14 protein-coding genes and 1 pseudogene are annotated in these 17,539 nt (G+C 69.4%); 8 read left to right on the forward strand and 7 right to left on the reverse strand.

Annotated elements, in window-relative coordinates; translation table 11 throughout:
• Positions 1 to 318: 318 nt before the first annotated feature.
• A complete protein-coding gene (locus ACFWA7_RS08395) occupies positions 319 to 1,116 on the reverse strand; it encodes a hypothetical protein (protein WP_385821700.1) in 798 nt (265 codons plus the stop codon).
• Positions 1,117 to 1,300: 184 nt separating this feature from the next.
• Here ACFWA7_RS08395 and ACFWA7_RS08400 point away from each other — a divergent pair, with 184 nt between their 5' ends.
• Positions 1,301 to 2,551, forward strand: coding sequence for a hypothetical protein (locus tag ACFWA7_RS08400; RefSeq protein WP_385821702.1), 1,251 nt, complete (start codon positions 1,301 to 1,303; stop codon positions 2,549 to 2,551).
• A 222-nt stretch (positions 2,552 to 2,773) separates the two neighbouring features.
• Here the strand turns inward: ACFWA7_RS08400 and ACFWA7_RS08405 are convergent, their stop codons facing one another.
• From ACFWA7_RS08405 to ACFWA7_RS08425, 5 genes and pseudogenes are all read right to left on the reverse strand, one after another.
• On the reverse strand, positions 2,774 to 3,616 hold the full coding sequence (locus ACFWA7_RS08405) for a tetratricopeptide repeat protein (RefSeq protein WP_385535860.1): 843 nt from the start codon (positions 3,614 to 3,616) through the stop codon (positions 2,774 to 2,776).
• A 361-nt stretch (positions 3,617 to 3,977) separates the two neighbouring features.
• Positions 3,978 to 4,655, reverse strand: coding sequence for a hypothetical protein (locus ACFWA7_RS08410; RefSeq protein ID WP_385535858.1), 678 nt, complete (start codon positions 4,653 to 4,655; stop codon positions 3,978 to 3,980).
• A gap of 271 nt (positions 4,656 to 4,926) precedes the next feature.
• The gene (locus ACFWA7_RS08415; RefSeq protein WP_385821704.1) at positions 4,927 to 6,114 is read right to left on the reverse strand and encodes an MvdC/MvdD family ATP grasp protein; all 1,188 of its coding nucleotides are present in this window, start codon (positions 6,112 to 6,114) and stop codon (positions 4,927 to 4,929) included.
• Positions 6,115 to 6,146: 32 nt separating this feature from the next.
• A complete protein-coding gene (locus ACFWA7_RS08420; protein ID WP_385535854.1) occupies positions 6,147 to 6,359 on the reverse strand; it encodes a putative ATP-grasp-modified RiPP in 213 nt (70 codons plus the stop codon).
• Positions 6,360 to 6,954: 595 nt separating this feature from the next.
• Positions 6,955 to 7,158 (reverse strand): annotated as a pseudogene (locus tag ACFWA7_RS08425) (dTDP-4-dehydrorhamnose reductase); the annotation flags it as partial.
• Positions 7,159 to 7,204: 46 nt separating this feature from the next.
• On the opposite strand from ACFWA7_RS08425, the gene ACFWA7_RS08430 reads away from it, so the two are divergent.
• Together ACFWA7_RS08430 and ACFWA7_RS08435 are read left to right on the forward strand one after the other, a co-directional pair.
• The gene (locus ACFWA7_RS08430) at positions 7,205 to 8,731 is read left to right on the forward strand and encodes an integrase (protein ID WP_327730799.1); all 1,527 of its coding nucleotides are present in this window, start codon (positions 7,205 to 7,207) and stop codon (positions 8,729 to 8,731) included.
• A gap of 74 nt (positions 8,732 to 8,805) precedes the next feature.
• Positions 8,806 to 9,171: a hypothetical protein gene (locus tag ACFWA7_RS08435; RefSeq protein ID WP_385821707.1), complete on the forward strand. Its 366-nt coding sequence runs from the start codon at positions 8,806 to 8,808 to the stop codon at positions 9,169 to 9,171.
• Here ACFWA7_RS08435 and ACFWA7_RS08440 read toward each other — a convergent pair.
• Positions 9,155 to 10,377 (reverse strand): IS3 family transposase gene (locus tag ACFWA7_RS08440; protein WP_385821846.1). Its coding sequence is split into 2 segments (ribosomal slippage): positions 9,155 to 10,119 and positions 10,119 to 10,377, totalling 1,224 coding nucleotides; the frame shifts between segments, so codons are not numbered across the junction. The genes ACFWA7_RS08435 and ACFWA7_RS08440 overlap by 17 nt on opposite strands.
• Before the next feature lie 86 nt (positions 10,378 to 10,463).
• Between ACFWA7_RS08440 and ACFWA7_RS08445 the strand changes: the two genes are divergently transcribed.
• The 5 genes from ACFWA7_RS08445 to ACFWA7_RS08465 all read left to right on the forward strand — a co-directional run bounded on the left by ACFWA7_RS08445 (position 10,464) and on the right by ACFWA7_RS08465 (position 17,534).
• Positions 10,464 to 11,555: a hypothetical protein gene (locus tag ACFWA7_RS08445; RefSeq protein WP_385821709.1), complete on the forward strand. Its 1,092-nt coding sequence runs from the start codon at positions 10,464 to 10,466 to the stop codon at positions 11,553 to 11,555.
• Between the two features lie 120 nt (positions 11,556 to 11,675).
• Positions 11,676 to 13,130 carry a site-specific integrase gene (locus ACFWA7_RS08450; RefSeq protein ID WP_385821711.1) on the forward strand — a complete coding sequence of 485 codons (1,455 nt, stop codon included), beginning with the start codon at positions 11,676 to 11,678 and terminating at the stop codon, positions 13,128 to 13,130.
• Complete coding sequence (locus tag ACFWA7_RS08455; RefSeq protein ID WP_385821713.1) at positions 13,127 to 14,890, forward strand: hypothetical protein; 1,764 nt, start codon at positions 13,127 to 13,129, stop codon at positions 14,888 to 14,890. Before ACFWA7_RS08450 ends, ACFWA7_RS08455 begins: the two co-directional genes overlap by 4 nt.
• Positions 14,887 to 17,127, forward strand: a complete 2,241-nt coding sequence (locus ACFWA7_RS08460; RefSeq protein ID WP_385821715.1) for an integrase — start codon at positions 14,887 to 14,889, stop codon at positions 17,125 to 17,127. The genes ACFWA7_RS08455 and ACFWA7_RS08460 overlap by 4 nt, the downstream gene beginning before the upstream one ends.
• Positions 17,124 to 17,534 carry a hypothetical protein gene (locus ACFWA7_RS08465; protein ID WP_385821717.1) on the forward strand — a complete coding sequence of 137 codons (411 nt, stop codon included), beginning with the start codon at positions 17,124 to 17,126 and terminating at the stop codon, positions 17,532 to 17,534. The genes ACFWA7_RS08460 and ACFWA7_RS08465 overlap by 4 nt, the downstream gene beginning before the upstream one ends.
• Positions 17,535 to 17,539 lie beyond the last annotated feature (5 nt).

Consider the following 17,539-nt stretch of genomic DNA (forward strand, 5'->3'; position numbering starts at 1 on the left):
GAGCGGAGCGCGCGGAAACATTCCTTGCGGGGCCTCCGTATGGCGCGTCGTCGTGGACGCCTGGCCATGTGTGGCCGCACGTAGAAATGCCGAAATCCCCCCGGGAATGTGCGTGAATCATACAGCCGAACATAGGTAGTTGAAGGGAATATCGAGCCACAGGGGCAAGCCGTGGCTGCCTGGTGCACGCAGCACGGGTGTGGCTTGTGGTGTGACCTTCAGCCTGGCCGGATGGTCAGGTCCGGGTGTCGAAACCCGGCTCCCTCAGCCGTCGCGCGTCGCTGTGGCTGCCCACCTGCAATGGCTGGTTGAAGGCGGTCAGGGGGTCGCGACCGTGGCCAGCTGGTTGATCTGGAGCTGGATGACACGCACGGGGAACTCCGGGCTGCGGTCCATGTCCACCATCGTGAAGTCTGCGGTGGTGGGTCCCAGCCTGACGAACGTGTGCTGGACCGTCTTGACGCCGGCGCCGGGCACGGGCGTGGTGACACGGAATTCCACCGACTCGTCCCCGAAACCGGCCTCTCCCACTTCCGTGGTCTTCGCGGTGAAGGTCCCGCCCGGGCTTGTGGCGGTGAACGAGGTGCAGGTCTTCAGCGCAGACCGCAGCTGCTGGAAGGAACGCTGCGCGGTACTCACGTCCGGGTAGGACGCCAGGGTGGCGCCGCCGGGGTAGATGTTGTCCTTCCAGTTGAAGATCTCGTTCACGGCGGTATGCGCGTTCTTGGCGTTGATCACGTCGAGGACCGTCTGACAGGAAGCGGGCGAGCCTTTCACCACCGTTTCCGCCGGGTCGCCGGTCGGAGCCTCCTGCACCACCACGCGGGAGGCTTGGGGCAGTTCGTCCGCTTCGAAGGTCAGCGCCTTCAGCTGGGCGGCGGTCACCGGCGGCCGCGCACTACTGGTGGGCACGGCTGTTGGCACCGCCTCCGGGTTGCTTCGTGCCCCGCCTCCGCAGCCGGACACCGCGAACACTCCCGCGGCCAGCACGCCACTGGCCAGCCATCGTCGCACCACCATGTCATCCACCCCCGGCGGTGATCCTAACGGCTGTGGCGAGGACGCCGTGTTAGGGCGGCTGGTCGAGGACGGAGTGTGCAGCACCGTGTCGGTCACGAAAGGGGCCCGCGCCTGGGCGGAGGTGTGGGCGCGCGAACCGCTTCAGGCCGGGAACATGCACGGCCGGTCTCTCTGGTGCCGCGGAACGCCAGCGTCTCGCGGTCCAGGCCGAGGCCGTTGAGGAAGATGTCCAGCGCGCCTCCCAGCGGCGTGATCCGGGGGCAGGCTCTACGCTCTACCCATGCTGAGCAGGGAAGACGAGTCGTACGAGGCGGTCAGGCGACTGGCCGCCGGAGTTGCCGTGGACCGGGCGTTCGATGTGAGGGACCCGGAGTCCTGGATCGGCCTTGACTTCGGGGTGCGCGACCTGGCCTGGCGGCAGCCGGAACTGTTCCACTCGAACGCCTCGCCGTCTGGGCGGCGGCTGAGCTGGGGCCCGGGTGCGTGGCTGCCCACCGTCACCTGGTCCCGCAAGCCCGGCGACGCCGAACTCGCCCTCGCCCTCTGCCACCGCGACGGCTGGATCCGCGAGGCCGCGCTGAGCCACGCCGAGGAGCGGCCCGCGGTGCTTGCGCTGGTCGTCATCCGCTGCGCGGACTGGGCGGGGCCGGTACGCGAACGGGCCCGCGCGCTCCTGGCCACAGTGCCCCCGGACCAGTTTGCCGCGCACGCCGCGCTGATCCTGCGGGTCGGCCGCCGCCCCCGGGGCGACTTCGCCCAGGAGCTGCTGACCGGGGCGCTGCACACGGGCCCGGCCGCGCAAGTCCAGGTACTGCTCGACAGTGGTGACCGGGCCACGGCCCGCCTCGCGCACCGCGTCGCCGTCGAGCGACGGCTGCTCCCTGCCGCGCGGCTCGCCCAGACCGCAGCCCGCCACCGTGACATCGTGGTGCAGGACCTGTGCGCCAAGGCGGCCGTGGCCACCCTCGGCGCAGGCGCCTTCGCCCAGTTCACCGAGGTCGTGGCGCCGCTGCTCGCCTCCCGGCAGCCCCAAGTCAGGGCGGCGGGAGTGACCGCGCTGCACCAGAGCGGGCGGCACTGTGACGCCGAGCCCTACCTCACCGACCGGTCCGCCGTGGTGCGAGCGTGCGCCCGGTGGGTGCTGCGGCAGGGCGGCACCGACCCTGCGCCGCTGTACCGCGCGCTGTGCGCCGACCCCGCAGCCCGGCCCGCCGCCGCGGTGGGCCTCGGCGAATGCGGGGTGCGCGAGGACACGGACCGGGTCAGGGCACTCCTCGCGCACCCGGTCCCCCAGGTACGCGCCTGTGCGGTGGCGGGGCTGCGGGCGCTGGAGACCGTGCGCGTCGACGACATACGGCCACTCCTGGACGACCCGTCAGCGGCGGTGGTCCGTCAGGCGACCGCAGCCCTGTTGCCGTGGGCCGACCACATACCGCCGCAGCAGCTGCGCGAGCTCCTGGCCGAGGACCGTCCGCGCCACCAGCGCGTCGCAGCGGCCCGGCTGCTGTGGGCCGTCGGGGCACGTGCCTAGGACTGGCCTGCTATCCGCACTGGTTCGGCGCCCATGGGGGTCGCGGCGATGCCTCGCGGACGCGGTGGCAGTATCAGGGCACCAGCTCCGCCACCGCCCCGTCCACGATGCCCCATAGGCTGAACTTGGCTGGCGCATCACTGTTTTCGGGGAGCCCACTCAGTGGACGGAGACGACGCGCCGCGTTTTCTCTCCGGCTCAAACCACCAGCTCCAGCCCGCTTCAGCTACGCCCCGAGGCCGTCGCCCACGCATCCAGCAGCACTCGCGCCTCGGCCTGCGGGGCGGCCAGCCACACCTTCTGTGACCCACCGTGGGATGGCGAGCTGGCCTCATCCCAGTCGACACGGCCCTCGCTGCAGCACGCGCACAGCACATGGAAGCTGCTCGCCGGCTCGGCGCCGAAGTCCCGCGCGAAGAACGAATCCACCAGAGCCTCCACGTCGGACGCTTGTGCCGCATTCACGCTGACCTGCAGCGTCGGCAGATCGGAGGCCTCGAACAGCAGCAGTTCGTCGAAGACCGCAACCTGCTGACCGTTGAACGTCCGCTCGCCCGTCGGCTCCCCGTCGTGCACGACGATCTCGCCGAAGCGACGGCCATCGGTCACCGGCACGCTCACCACCCGTCCCCGCGTCGGGCATAGCCGCTGTATCCACACCACCTCGCGCTCTCCGCCCGTATCCAGCCGTACGCACGCCATCCCGAAGGACCCGTTGATCTCTCCCTCGCCCTGCGGCATGGAAATCCCGAAACCGTCCCAGGCGTCCCGGGCGGTCGCCCAGTCACGCTGGATCGTGGCCGCGACGCCCAGGTTCCAAAACGCCGGGTCCTGCGTGCCGCGCGGCGACCGGGCGGCCGCCTGACAGCCCAGCGCGTAGGCCTTCGCCCAGTTACGCAGAAACTTGTAGGCCAGGGCCGCGTCGTACCACCACACCGCGCTCGGTTCCTCGTCCGGATAGTGCGCGAGGACCTGCTCATACAGCTCGGCGGAACGCAGCCACTCCTCCGCCTCCCACGCTTCCCGGGCCCGCTCCAGCATCCTCTTCGCCTCGGACTTCTCCACCTGCCGTGCCCCTCCCTGTGATCAGGGGAGGAGTCTCGCACGTGCGGTCGAAGGGCCCGTCGGGGTGCCACCGAAGGCGAACTCAACGGCACAGCCCAGGAGACCACCCACCTCCAGGAGGGGCCTCCGAGCCCGGCCATGTGAGAAGGCCGCGCGACTGACGGTCTGACGGCCGACTGCTACCGAAGGAAGGGAAGGCTGTCGGCGACCTCGTCCATTTCCGGTCCCCAGCGCCAGGCGCGTACGCGGCCAGCTCCTGGGAGCACACGGCCACCTTCCCGATGGCGGCCGTGGACCGGGACGGATGGCTGACCTGGTACGCCCCGAACGGCCAGGGCGGCTTCAGGGCCGCATAATGGCATCAGCGGGGTACACGGGCGTCGTTGCGGATCCTGGCCGCGGTATCCGCGTTCTCGCCGAGGCTGACTCCCATGCCGCCGTTTTGCAGCGCACCGGGGTCGAAGACGACGACCTCGCCGTAGGTGTAGTGGTCGGCCCATACACAGATGGGAGTCGTGATGTTGTGGTGATTCACCTCTGTTCGAACGTTCTGGCACTTCATCATGGCGTCGCCCAGCCCGGTGGGGTGCATCGTCTGGAGGGTGCCGACCAGCTTGGTGTACCCGTTCGGCCCCTCGGCCGCGTTTTGAGCTGTCTTCGCAAAATGCCGGTCGATGACCTGCTCGGGGTCGCCAATCGTGCCCCAGGCGCCGGTCAGCTGGACGGTCTGCCGTGAGGCGGAACTGCTCGACTTGTACGAGATGCGGACCGGCGTCGGGTTGGTGATACCGAAAGCGGCGAAGTCATCTGCGGCTGACGCCGGGAGGGTACTCGTCAAGGTCGGGTCGTAGACGAAGGCCCCGCCCAGCACGCTGCGGGGCGCGGTGAGCTGATACTGACGCGCATCGCCCGGCGGAGTACTGTGCGCGCTGGCGGGTCCAGCCGCGTTGTTGGCGGTGGTGCTGGTGTAATGGCCGTACACGTAGCCTCCCGCCGCAGCAGCTACCAGCGCGCACGTCACACTCACGGAGAGCAGCACCAACCGCACTCTCGAACGGCGCCGCGGCGGCGGCTCCGGATCGTAGGCAGGCCCGAACCCAGGCCCCGGCCCCTGCGGAGGTCCGTACCACCCACCAGGCTGCTGCTGGCTCACGTCCACACCCTCATTTCCCGCTGCACACTGCGCTCCCTGCCATCATCCTCACCCACAGACCGGTCGGAGCACGCACCGGCCCTCTCCGGCACGGGCGGGCAATGTGCGCTTCACGAACGCCCATTGCGGTTGGGGTGCAGGCGCGAGATGGAGCAGGTCAGACGGTGGGTCCGGGGCTGCCCGGCGGGTGGGGGACAGCGGTCCAGGTCCAGGGGCGGGGGCCGTTGAGTCCTCGCAGGCAGGCTACGCGGTGGCCAGCCTCGGGGGCGGTGTGCGGGTGGTCGATGGCGGTTTGGATGGCGTAGGTGGTCATGCGGAGTTCGCGGATGCCCCGCATGACTTCGAACCCGTCGTAGTCGCGGACGTCGGTGTCCCCGTAGGCGGTGACGAACTGCGCGTACTCGCCCGGGGGGATGGTCGCGGTGGTGGAGACCTTCACGGCCGTGGAGGTCAGGTCCCACTCCGGTGGGCCGACGGCGGCGGAGTCGAGGTCGAGGAGGTAGAACTGGCCGTCGGCGGTGCGGGCGATGTTCCCGGCCCAGGCGCGGCCGTCCACGTCCAGGCCGAAGTCGAACGCGCCGAAGACGAGTCCGAAGGCATCCAGGTAGGCGCGCACGCGTTCGGCCAGCTCGGGCGGGGTGTCGATGAGCGTGTAGGACAGGGCGTCGTAGTGCCGGCGCCAGTCCACCCCGGGCGAGCCGTCGATCCGTACGGTGAAGACCTGCTCCCCCACAGCCGTGATCCGCAGATCCGCGACCGAGGAGATCCGCCGCTGGAACAGGTGCATGGTGGCGGCGATACCGTCGTGCAGTGCCTCGGGGTTGACCTCGTCGACCCACACGGTCAGCGCCTGGCCGTGCTCGTTGTGGTAGTCCGTGCTGCGCAGCGGCTTGTACACGACCCGCTCGTGCTCGTGGACGAAGGCGCGAGCCGCGGCGAGGTCATTGGTGAGCAGGGTCGGCGGCACATCGAAACCGCATCCCGCGGCCATCGCCAGCTGGGCCGGTTTGTACTCGGCATCGCGGTTACGCCAGGGGTGGTTGACGTAGTGCGCGCCGGGCAGTGAGGCCAGGATGCCGCCCAGTCCGTAGCGGGCTTCCTCGACACACCAGCGCGCTTGCTGATCAGGAACGCCTTCGGGTGCGGCATAGGGCTGGGGGCGCCGCCAGTACACCGCCCGGACCTGGTCCAACTCGGCGATCCGGGTTGCCGTTCGTATCTGCCCGGCCAGGCCGCGATCGTCCAAGCGCGCGCAGACCTTCAGGGTCTCGGGGAAGTCGGCCAAATCGAGCCGGACCACCGGCACCCGGCGGCTGTTCAGCATGTCTGCCGTCGCGTCATCCACGCGGGAGACCACCACGACGGGCCCCGCCGCGGTCAATCGGAGTCCCCTTCCTGATCGGTGCCCTGGTCCGGGGTGCCGTCCAGGCTCGTCTTCGTGCTCGTCTCCTTCGAGGTCTCCGACCGCATATGCCGGTCCATCACCGGCGCCTCGCTTCCGTCCGGGATCAGCCACCGGCCGGTCTGCCGCTCCGGATCAAGGACGACCTCGGCTGCCGGCAGCGTCACGACGTCCGGGAACGGCCTCATCCTCGATATCCCCCACAGCGCCATCCGCCCGCGCATCCCTACCCCTTCTGTCCAGTCCTGGCGCTCAGTGTGTCGCCCTGGGGATCCCTACGGAAGACAGCGTTCGCGATCGTGGGCACTCGTACCCGTGGGCTGGTGACGTGATCGGCCGACACGCTCTCGTCGAACCAGCCACTTTCTTCCGGGTGTGTAGCCGTCACGTCGCGCCCGTGCTGGGCAAGGTCGGACCGCCAAGCTGTTCGAGGACTGCTGCCAGGGAAGCGCCGTGTCCTAGTTGAAGGAAGCACCGGTCAGGTCCGGGGTGAAGAGCCCGCATCCACGGACCCGCCCGCGCGGTGTTGGGCCCAGGCGCGGGCGCTGGCCGCCGGCGGTCGGGCAGGGTGCAGGGGGCACACGGACTCCTTTCCGGCTGGCAGGACGTTCTGGCCTTTGCCCGGGGCGCGTTGGCGGATGTGCGGGCCGGGCGTGACGCGCCGGAGGTCGCGGCGGGGCGGCGTCCGCGGACGGGGGCACTTATCCCCGGGCAGCAGGTTCACACGGATCAGGGAGGCACTTTAGCCGTCAGACGCACCCGGTGCACCCGAACGAGCGCGGGTCACCACCCGTGGCCACGGGTGGTGACGGCGACGCTGCAGAACTCCCGGACGCCGCGCAGCTTCGTGCGCAGTTGCCGCTGGGTCGCCCGGCTGTCCAGGCGGACGTCGAGTGCCCCGGGCAGCGCGCTCTGCGCTCGCAGTCCGGTCCGCAGCCGTGAGGCCTCCAGGCCGTCGCGCCTGGCGATGAGGGTGCCCAGCTCGTGGCTTCCCTGATGCTTGAGCGTGTTCAAGCATCAGTGGAGGTAGCAGTTGAGTACGTGGCAAGTGGTGCGGGTGCCGGATCCGGGCCGGTGGGGGAAGCTCCCCGCTGAGGGGGTGCTGGGGGTACGGGATCTGCCCGAGGCGGTTACCCGGATCGGTCTCGAACCGGGTGATCCGGTGTTCGTTCGGCCGGATGGAATGGTTGACGCGGACCTTCTGAATTTCGTCCTTTCGGACGCGTTCAGGTCTATGGAACGTGAGTCGAAGCGGAACTACTCGACGGATATGCGTCTGCTGCTCGAATTTCTGTCCTCGCGGCAGGTCGAGTGGCGGGGAGCGACGCAACAGGACCTGAACGACTTCCGGCACTGGCGATGTGAAGCACCGGAGAACACGGACAGCATCAGCGGGACCAAATGGGACCGGGAGGCGGCGGCGTTCACGAAGTTGTTCCGGTGGGGCGATGTACGCCCGCTGCCGGTGGACGTCTCGCGGCGGGAGGACCGGGCGGCGGACTCGGTCAGTTCGCGGGTGTCGTGGCTGACGCCGCGAACCTGGGGCCTGTGGTCCGACGTCGGTCTGCGCGGCCACACCCGTGCTGGTTTGCCGGCGCCGGGGTGGGATTCCCGGACGGAGATGCGGAATACAAGCTTCGTTCAGCTGCTGCTGTCCTCGGCCCTGAGGCGGCAGGAGGGCGGGTCGTTGCTGACGTTCGAGCTGCCGACGCAACGTCTTCGGCGCGGGCGATATTGCCACGGCCGAATAGCCGGTGCCGTGACGCGATCGAAGAGCAGCCGCGTGTTCTACGCCACGGTGGACGCGGTCGGGCAGGTCGAGGTCTACATCCAGTCCGAACGGGCTTGGGCAATCCAGCGAGCACAGGCAGCGGGCCGCTACGAGCGGCTGCCGGTGATGCGGCTTATCACTCGGGTGACGAATGGGCGGAACCCGACGGTGGAGTGGGTGGACCGCGACGGTGTCGCCGGTGCTCGGGAGCTGAGCCGTCTGGGCTGGATGGACCGGCAGTCACTGTTTCTGGAGGGGGCAGAGGGGCCGGAGCCTGCATATCTGTGGCTGACGGAGCAGGGTCTGCCGATGGCCCCCGAGCGGTGGAACGGGGTGTTCAGGACTGCGAACCTGCGCTGCGAGGAAACGTTGCTTACTGAGGAGGAGCGGAAGATCACCCGGGACTTCCGGCTTGCGGAGGTGCTGGGGAAGTCTCCGTACGCGACGCCGCATTCTGCTCGGCACTCGGCGGCGCTCTATTTGCTGATCGTGCTGAATCAGCTGATGGAGTCCCGTTACGGGCTGACGAAGGCGGAGAGGCGGGACTTCGCCCTGTTGTTCGGTGACCCGTGGTGGCTGGTGAAGACGATCCTCGGGCACACGGATGTGGAGACGACGAAACGGCACTACCTCGCGCCGGTCGCCCACTTGCAGCTGGAGTCGATCCTGGCGATGGCTGACGAGGACGAGAGTGAGCAGGCGGAGGACCTGGACGGTGTCTTTGCTCGCCTGGCCCGGGAGACCGCCGGCATCCAGGACATTGATGCCCTCCTCAAGGTGGCCTCGTGACTGGGCGGGGACGCAAGGCTGTGCTCCCGCCGGCCGATCACCACACCAGGTCACCTCTTGCTCCGGACGGACTCGTGGTCACCGTGGTCAGCAAGGCTGGCTTCAAGGAGTACGACTTCGCCGAACTGCCGGTAGCTGAGCCGATGCAACGCTCGTTGGCCGCAGTTTTCGCGGTCCGATCTCGTGGGTGGACCAGTCATCTGACAGCTGGGACCAACTGGCGGCACGTCGACCAGTTCGCCAAATTCGTCTCGGGCCTGGACAGCCCGCCAGACGATCTGGACGGTCTCACCGTCGAAGCGCTGCAGAGCTGGCGGAACCAGAACATCGGCACCAACAGTGGCCGGAGCGTGCTGGGCACCATCCGTGGATTGTTGCGGCGGGACCCCCGTGAGGTGTCCCCCGGAGTGTGGACACGGGGGCTCATGCTGCGATTGTGAGTGTATCTGCTCGTAGGTGCTGTTGTTCGAACTCGGCTGGTGAGAGGTAGTTGAGGGCACTGTGGCGCCTGCGGGCGTTGTAGTAGGTGAGCCACTGGAAGATCTCCAGCCTCGCCTGACGCACCGTTGAGAACAGCCTCTGGTGCATCGTCTCCCTCTTGAGGCCCTGCCAGAAACTCTCGGCGAGGGCGTTGTCGTAGCTCGAGCCGACCCGGCCCATGCTCCTGCGGATCCCGAAACTGTTGCAGACCTGCGCGAAAGCGTCCGAGGTGTATTGCGTGCCCCTGTCCGCGTGGAAGATCACCCCGTCGACGTTGCCGCCGCGGCTCGCCACGGCCATCTTCAGGGCGTCGATGACCAGCTCGGCACGCATGTGGGTGGCCATCGAGTAGCCGAGCACCCGGCGCGAGCAGATGTCCAGGACACAGGCCAGATATAGCCACGTGCCTCCCACCTGCACGTATGTGATGTCGCCGCACCACTTCTCGTTCAACTGCCGGGCGGAGAAGTCACGGCGGACGAGGTCTGGGGCCGGTGGCGCGAGCCGGCCGGGAACCGTGGTGCGCTTGCGGCGCCGCAGGTGGCGGCCCTCGATCCCGTGCTTGCGCATCAGGCGTTCGACGCGCTTGCGGTTGACGGTGTGTCCGAAGCCCCGTAGCTCGGCGTGGACGCGGCGAACTCCGTATGTGCCCTTGTGCTCGGTGTGGATCTCACGGATCTCCGCGACCAGGGCACCGTCCGCGGCCTGCCTCTCGCTGCGGGCCTTCGCTCCGGTGAGCCACCGGTAGTAGCCCGAGCGCGAGACTCCAAGGACCCGGCATATCCGCTGCACGCCGAAGTCGGCGCGGTGGGCGGAGATGAAGTCCCAGCGGCCGGTCATGCCCTCATCTCCTTCGCGAAATACTGGGCTGCCCGGCGCAGGATCTCCCGCTCGAGTTCCCACTCCTTCTCGGCCTTGCGCAGCCGACTGTTCTCCGCCCGCAGCCTTGCCAGCTCCTCATCCCGGCCCTCCGCCGCCGGCTCCCCGCTGCGGCTGTCGGCTCGGCCGGCCTGCTCGTCGGCCTGGCGCACCCAACTGCGCAGGGTCTCGCCGGTCACCCCGACGTCCGCCGCGACCGCGGCATACGTGCGCTTCCCGCCCGCGGCCCGGTACAGCGCGACCGCGTCATTCCTGAACTCCGCCGGATACGGAGACCTTCGTCCCACCAGGACACCCTTCATCGGATCCACAAGATCCATTGTCAGAGTGTCCACACCACCGGGGGCGCCTCACCCGGCTCTCTACTGGGCCGTTGGCCGAAGAAGTGGCTCGCCGGGTTCCTGGGCCGACGCCGAGTAAGCAGTCCTATGACGAGGACGAACGGAACCAGGTAGTGCTGGCCGCGCAGCGCGAATTCCGCTCGGCCTGGCTTCGGATCAACGAGAACACACGCCTGCTGAACAGGTGGCGGGCCGGCGACATCACAGAGGGCAGCCGCGAATGGAAAATCGGCGCCATCCTCGACCATATCGCCCGCACCGGTGATGCTCCTCGCACTCTTCGCCCCTCCGGGCAGAGAGCGGTGACCAACCACAAACTGTTGGGCGGCAACAGGTCGGAGAAGACCTGGGGCAGGCTCTTCTTGACCCGCGGGGAGCTCACCGCGCTGGCCGTGCTTCTGACTGACCGGTTCGGGTGGAACCTGTCTCTCTACAGCCGTATGCCCGTGCCGACCACCGCGCCATCGGTCGGCGAGACGTCCTCGGCCACCTACCAGGTCCAGCTCGAAAAGCGCAGAGCTGGGAGGGGGCACTGGTTCTCGACCGAGAACATCACCGACGCAGGAGCTGACTCCCCAGGGCGGCTGATCACCCAGGCGCTGGAGGCCACGGCGCACGGACGCGCGCTGGCGAACCGTCTGGCACCCGAGATAGATCTGTTGATGGTCGCTCGTGCTCACCAACCCGGACAGGGACATCTGGGGCTGGATCGTCCATCGGCGGTGGAGCCCCTGTCGTTCGGAATCTCCTACGCCATGGCCAAGTCGTGGGCCCGCAGCCACGGGCTGCACGGATCACCGTTCCAGCGAACCCGCCGGACGACGGTGACCCGCGAGGGACGCCCCCTGCAGCACACTCAGGGCACTCACGAGAGCGTCTACGTGCTGCCCGACAAGCAGGTCCAGCGCGCGTCCCGGGATGTGTTCGAGGCTGGTGCCAACGAGGCTCTGGAACAGGCGATGGCCGCCGTGTTCGGCGGGAAGATCACGGATGAGGCGGACCCGGATCACCAGCCGACCGCGACAGTGGACTGCGAGGACGAGACCACCACGCCCTGGCCGACTCCTGGCGGCGGCTGCGGAGCGGATTTCCTGCTCTGCATGGCCTGCCCGAATTCCCTATAGCGTCAGCGTGTTGAAGCGTTACAGGAGTGGTGTCGGGTGTCGGGGTGGCGAGTGTTCTGGGTGGGTCGGGACTGGCTGACGCGGTCGGTTCCACCAGGAGTCGGGGCGGCGGATTGGGAGATGCAGGAGGGTGATGCGGTCTTCGTGGGGCCAGATTTCCGGGTCGATCCATTGCTGTGCCGCTTCGGGCAGTCCTCAGTTTTCCGGGGTTATGAGCGGGAGACGCGGCGGAATTACGCGACGGACATTGCTCTGCTGCTGACGTCTCTGTCTGCACGGGGTCGGTACTGGACGGATGCGAGCGAGAAGGATCTGAAGGACTACGGGGCCTGGCGGCTGGACGCGCCGGCGAACCCGGCGCGGGTGGGCAACTCGAAGTGGAACCGGGAGCTGGCGGCGTTCACTGCCCTGTACAAGTGGGCCAAGGGCCAGGGGTACGTGGCGGCGAGTCCGGTGACGATGCGCCAGGTCACCGATGGCCGTGGCGGGACGCGGGAGGTTCCGGACGGGCTGAAGAAGCCGACTGCCTCGGACATGCACTGGCTGACGCCCCGCACGTGGCGGCTGTGGACGGACATCGGCCTGCGCGGCCATACCCGTGGCGGGGAGGCGGAGCCAGGCTGGCCGGGGCGGCTGGAGGATCGGAACACCGCGTTCGTGCGGCTGGCGGTGTCCTCGGGGCTGCGGCGCCAGGAAGGGGGTTCATTGCTGACGTTCGAGGTCCCGACCGCGCGGCTGGGCAACAGCCGCTACTGCCGCGGGCGGGTGTCGGGGGCGGTGACACGCTCGAAGGCGTCGCGGACGTTCTATTGCTCGACGGAAGCGGTGCGCGACATCGAGTCGTACGTGGAGTCCTCGCGGGCCTGGGCGGTGCGCAAGGCCCAGGCGCGGGGACGCTACGACCAGCTGACGGACATGCGGCTGGTCACCGAAGTCGCCCCGGGGCTCAAGCGCAAGGTCCGGTGGAGGGACCGGGAGGGCGTCCTCTTCGAGCGGCCGCTGGATTCGTTGACCTGGTGGGAGCGGTCGACGCTGTTCACCGAGGGCCCCGATGGTCCGGAGCCGTTGTGGTTGTGGCTGAACGAGGCCGGGCTGCCGTTCCAGCCGCACTCCTGGGAAGCGGTGTTTCGCACTGCGAACCAGCGCTGCCGGGCGGCGTTGGAACCGATCGCCGATCAACGGCGCGACCCGCACAGGGTCTACTCGCCCTACGCCACCGTGCACGGAGCGCGTCACAGCATGGCGCTGTTCATGCTGGTAGTGCTGAACTCGCTGCTGGACCGACGCTTCGGGCTGAGCCCGAAGGAACGCCGGGACTTCGCCCTTCTCTACGGCGATCCGTGGCACCTGGTGCAGGGACTGCTGGGCCATGCGACGCGGCAGATCACGGTCGAGACGTATCTCGCACCGGTGCGTCACCTGCAGCTGGAGGCCCTGCTGGCGGAGGCCGACGAGCCCTTGTCGGCTCCGTTGCCGGATCTGGACGGGCTGTTCACGAGGGTGGCTCGGGAGGCGGACGGCATCCAGGACATCGACGCCCGGCTGACACCCCGCCAGAGGGGGGTCGCGTCGTGACCACGACGGACACCGGGGAGAGGAACGGCCGGCGCGAAGGCCGCGGCAGGGGCAGGAGAGCGGCCCTGCCACCGGCCGACTACATCGCCCCGCCGGTCCTGGACCCACTGACCGGCCTGGTGGTGCGCCACCGTGACCGCGACGGCCATACACGGGACTACGACTTTGCCACGCTGCCGGCGCCCGAGCCGCTGCAGCGGTCGGTGGCCGTCCTGTTCGCCGCCCGCACCCACGGCTGGGGCTCGCACAAGACATCCGAGGGGTGCTTCCGGTACCTGCGGGCGTTCGCGACGTTCGCCTCGCAGCGCGCCCGGCCGCCGGGGGACCTGGACGAACTCAGCGCCGCCGCAGTGAAAGCCTGGTGGGAACAGCAGAAGCACACCTCCGGCGGGCGCGAGGTGTTCCGGAGCGTCGCCAGTCTGTTGCGAGATGATCCCCGTCTGCAGACGGGTCCGGTGTTCGAGGAGCTCGCCCGCCGCGTCCCGGACCTGCCCAGCAAGGTGGAGTCCTACGCGCCCGCGGAGTTCGACCGGATCCGGTTGGAGGCCCGGCGCGTGTTCCGTGCCGCGCTGTTGCGGATCGAGGAGAACGCCCACCATCTGGAGGCCTGGCACCGCGGCGCCTTCGCGCCCGGCACCCCGGGCTGGGCCCTGGGTGAGGGCCTGGACCTGATCGCCCTCACCGGCGACATCCCCCGCTACCAGCGCGGGGAAGTGAAGATTCGCTACCGGCATGCGGTGGGCGGACGCTCCGCCGAGATGACGTGGAAGCGGCTGTTCCTGGACCGGATGGAGGCGACCGCCCTGGGGGTGCTGCTGATGGCCGAGTTCGGCTGGAACCTCTCGGTGATCAACGTGATGCCGACGCCGAAGGCCGCTGCCGACTCCGGCCCCGACGGCCGGCCCACCTTCCGGATCCCGGTCCGTAAGTACAAGGGCGGCCGCTCCGAGACCGAGAGCGCCACCGACAGTGGTGCCGACTCCCCGGGCCGTCTGATCACCCAGGCCCTACAAGCCACCCGCTTCGCCCGGGCCCTGGCCCACAATCTCACCCCCGGCAGCGACCGTCTGCTGGCCTGGCGGGCCCACTGCCCGCAGCGGGTGATCGAGAACCCGGCGCGACGCACTGCCGTCGGCCCCATCCGCCTTGGCCTGAACGACGAGGATGCGGCCGGGTGGAAGAAGCGGACGGGTACGGGTTCGCCGTTCCAGCGCGGACGGCGCACGGTCGTGGTGGACCGCGGGGAACCGTCCCAGCACACCCTCGACACCCACGAACGCCGATACGTGCTGCCCGACCGGCGCGTCCAACGGCAGGCCGCCCCCGTCGTCGCCGCCGGCGCGGCAGCCGCGCTGGAGCACGCCCGAAAGACGGTCAGCCTTGCCGCCCGGCTCAGCCAGGAGCGCGGTCCCGGACACCAGGAGACCGCCACCGCCGACTGCTCCAGCACCGAGCAAGGCCCAGCGCCGCTACCGGACGGGGGCTGCGGAGCGTCCTATCTCGCATGTCTAGGCTGCGAGAGCGCGCGAATTCATCCTGATCACCACCCGCGTCTGGTCCATTTGCACCAGGCGCTGGCCAACGCCCGCTCGGTCCTGCCCGCGCCCGTCTGGGACCGGGACTGGAGTGACGCCCACGCCCGCCTGGAGGATCTGAGAGGCAAGGTCGGCGCCGGGGCCTGGGACAGGGCCCGGCACCGGATCACCGCCGCCGACCGGGAGATCGTCGCCGACCTGCTGAGCGGAGACCTCAACCCGTGACCGCCATCCTCGCTCCCGAGGCCGATCCCTATCTCCTGCCGCTGCCCGAACCCCACACCCCGGTGATCCCCGCCCACCTGGTCATCGCCCGCCAGGCGCACCGCAACAGCCGTTTCGGCGACATGGTGTGGTCGCTGGCCCCGCTCATCGACAACCCCAGCACGTATCTGTTCAAGATCGACTGGGAGTCCTGCGTGGAGTGCTTCCGCGAGCCGCTACGACTGATTGCATGGACCTTCCTGAACGGGGAACTGCGCAACAGCTTCGTACGCGAGCGCGCGGCCAGGATGCGGACCCGCATCGCCCCCGATTCGGCACAGAGAACCGTGCGGGCATGGACGCTGATGGCGCACTGGCTGGCGAAGCGGGGCATCGACACCCTGGCCGGCTGCGACCGGACGGTGCTGCACGAGTACGGGCTGCACCTGCGCGACGCCGGCAGCGGCCGTGCCGACGTGCGCAAGCAGCTGCTGGCGGTGACGCGGCTGTGGGCGTTCGACCAGCTCACCGCCCGGCCCGCCGGGATTGCACGCCCCCCGTGGGACGAGGACGGCGTGGACGAATATCTGCCCGCCGCGACCCCGACCGGCGGGGAGAACGCGCGCGAGGTGCTGGCCGAGGAGACGATGGGGCCGCTGCTGATCTGGGCGATCCGCTTCGTCGAGGACCTGGAAGACGACATCCTCGCCGCCCACGCCGAAGCCCGGCGCCTGCACCGGGCCGGCCACACGCAGCGGTCGACCCCTGTCGGTCGGCTCGCTCTCCACGCCTACCTGACCCAGCGGGTCTCCGCCGGCGACCCGCTGCCCGCGACCTTCCAGAGCGGCAAGCCCGCCCTGTCCCGTGCCTATGTCGCGGCCATGACCGGCGCCTCTGTGCGGCAGGTCGCCCACGCCAGCACCAAGCTGAACCTTGCGGCGCTCGTGGCGGACAACGCTGGACCGTGCCCGCTGGACACGCCGGTCACCGGCCGGATCAACGGACGCCCCTGGCGTCAAGCGATCGACTACACCGAGGCAGACACCCTGCTCAAGCACCTCGTCACGGCCGTCTTCATCGTCTGCTCATACTTGACGGGCGCCCGGCCCCAGGAAATTCTCGGCCTGCGCGCGGGCTGCTGTCCCGAACCGGAACCCGGGTCTGACGGCCAGTCGGGCCGTCACGTCCTTCGTGTCCGCCCCGAGGACGTCACCCCCGGCCCGGACGAGGAGGACGACGAGGACGCAGGGGAGCCGCACCTGCTGATCCGCGGTCACCACTACAAGAGCGCCACCGACCCCGACACCGGCCACTACCTGCCCGACGGCGCCGAGCGGGCCGTCCCCTGGGTCGCCATCACGCCCGTCGTCAACGCGATCCGCGTCCTGGAGCGTTTCGTCCCCGACGGCGAGCTGCTGTTCGACGCGGCCATCCATGATCCCGCCCACGCCCGTCACCGCACCGGGTCCCTGGGGCACTACGCGATCGCTGTGAGGATCGAGGACTTCGTGACCTGGGTCAACAACGAAGCCGAGACCCTGGGGTTGCGGGGTGAGACCGTCGTTCCCGACCCGCACGGGCGGATTGGGACCGCGCGTTTCAGGAGGACGTTGGCCTGGCACATCGCGCGCCGGCCCGGCGGTCTGGTCGCCCTGGCGATCCAGTACGGCCACATGCGGACCGTCCTGAACACCGACGAGTCCGGCCGTTACGGCAGCCGCAGCCGCAGCGGCATCCACGGCATGGTGGACATCGAGACGGCGCTGGCCACCGCCGACACCGCCGCCGACCTCCACGAGCGTATGCGCAACGGCGAGTCGATCTCCGGGCCGGCCGCCCGGCGGGCGATCCTGGCCGCGGCGAACGGCCCGGTGTTCCAGGGCGGCCTGGTCGGCCTGGACTTCGCCCGCAAGCACGCCGCCGCCCGCCGGCACCTGGCCCAGGACGGCAGCGTCCTCTACGACAACCCCCACGCGCTCCTGCTCTGCCTCTACAAACGCGACCGGGCGCTCTGCGCCAAGGACGGCCAGCGCAGCGACGCGCCTAGCCTCGATCAGTGCGTCCCCGGTTGCGGCAACACCGTGCGCACCGACCAGCACGCCACCTGGCTCCGCCAGCGCGCCGACGACCTGGACCGCAGAGCCGCCCACGTCCCCGGCCCACTGGCCGAACGCCGACACGCCACCGCAAGCAGGCTCCGCGCGCTGGCCGACGAACACGACCGCACCCGCTTCACCCTCCAGGAGACCCCCGCGTGAGCCCCGCCCCCGACGAACGCGACCGCATCCGCGCCGCCATGGACCGCATCCTGGCAAGCACCCCTGAACGCTCCAACGGAGCACTGACTATCGTCGCCCTCGCCATCGAAGCCGGCGTCCCCCGAAATTCCCTGACCCAGCGTCACACCGACCTGAAGAACGAGTTCTACGAACACGTCCGGGCCCGGGGTGGCACCCCCGACGTCGAGACCCGCCTGCGCAAGAAGATCGTCGGCCTCAAGACGACCATCGCCAACAAGAACGACGAAATCGCCCGACTCAAGGCCGATGTCCAGGGCTTCCTCGCCGAGAACACCCGCCTCACCCTGGAGAACCAGGAGATACGGGACGTCCTCAGTGGCAACTCGGCCAACGTCATCCCCCTACGACCCACGCCACACCGCTGACAGGC

This window comes from Streptomyces sp. NPDC059994, from assembly GCF_042737755.1.
Lineage (GTDB): Bacteria > Actinomycetota > Actinomycetes > Streptomycetales > Streptomycetaceae > Streptomyces.

Bases quoted from the DNA above. Each gene is read 5' to 3' on its own strand.
- ACFWA7_RS08420 (WP_385535854.1), bottom strand. From the start codon at position 6,359: ATGAGGCCGTTCCCGGACGTCGTGACGCTGCCGGCAGCCGAGGTCGTC.
- ACFWA7_RS08400 (WP_385821702.1), top strand. From the start codon at position 1,301: ATGCTGAGCAGGGAAGACGAGTCGTACGAGGCGGTCAGGCGACTGGCC.
- ACFWA7_RS08450 (WP_385821711.1), top strand. From the start codon at position 11,676: ATGCAGGAGGGTGATGCGGTCTTCGTGGGGCCAGATTTCCGGGTCGAT.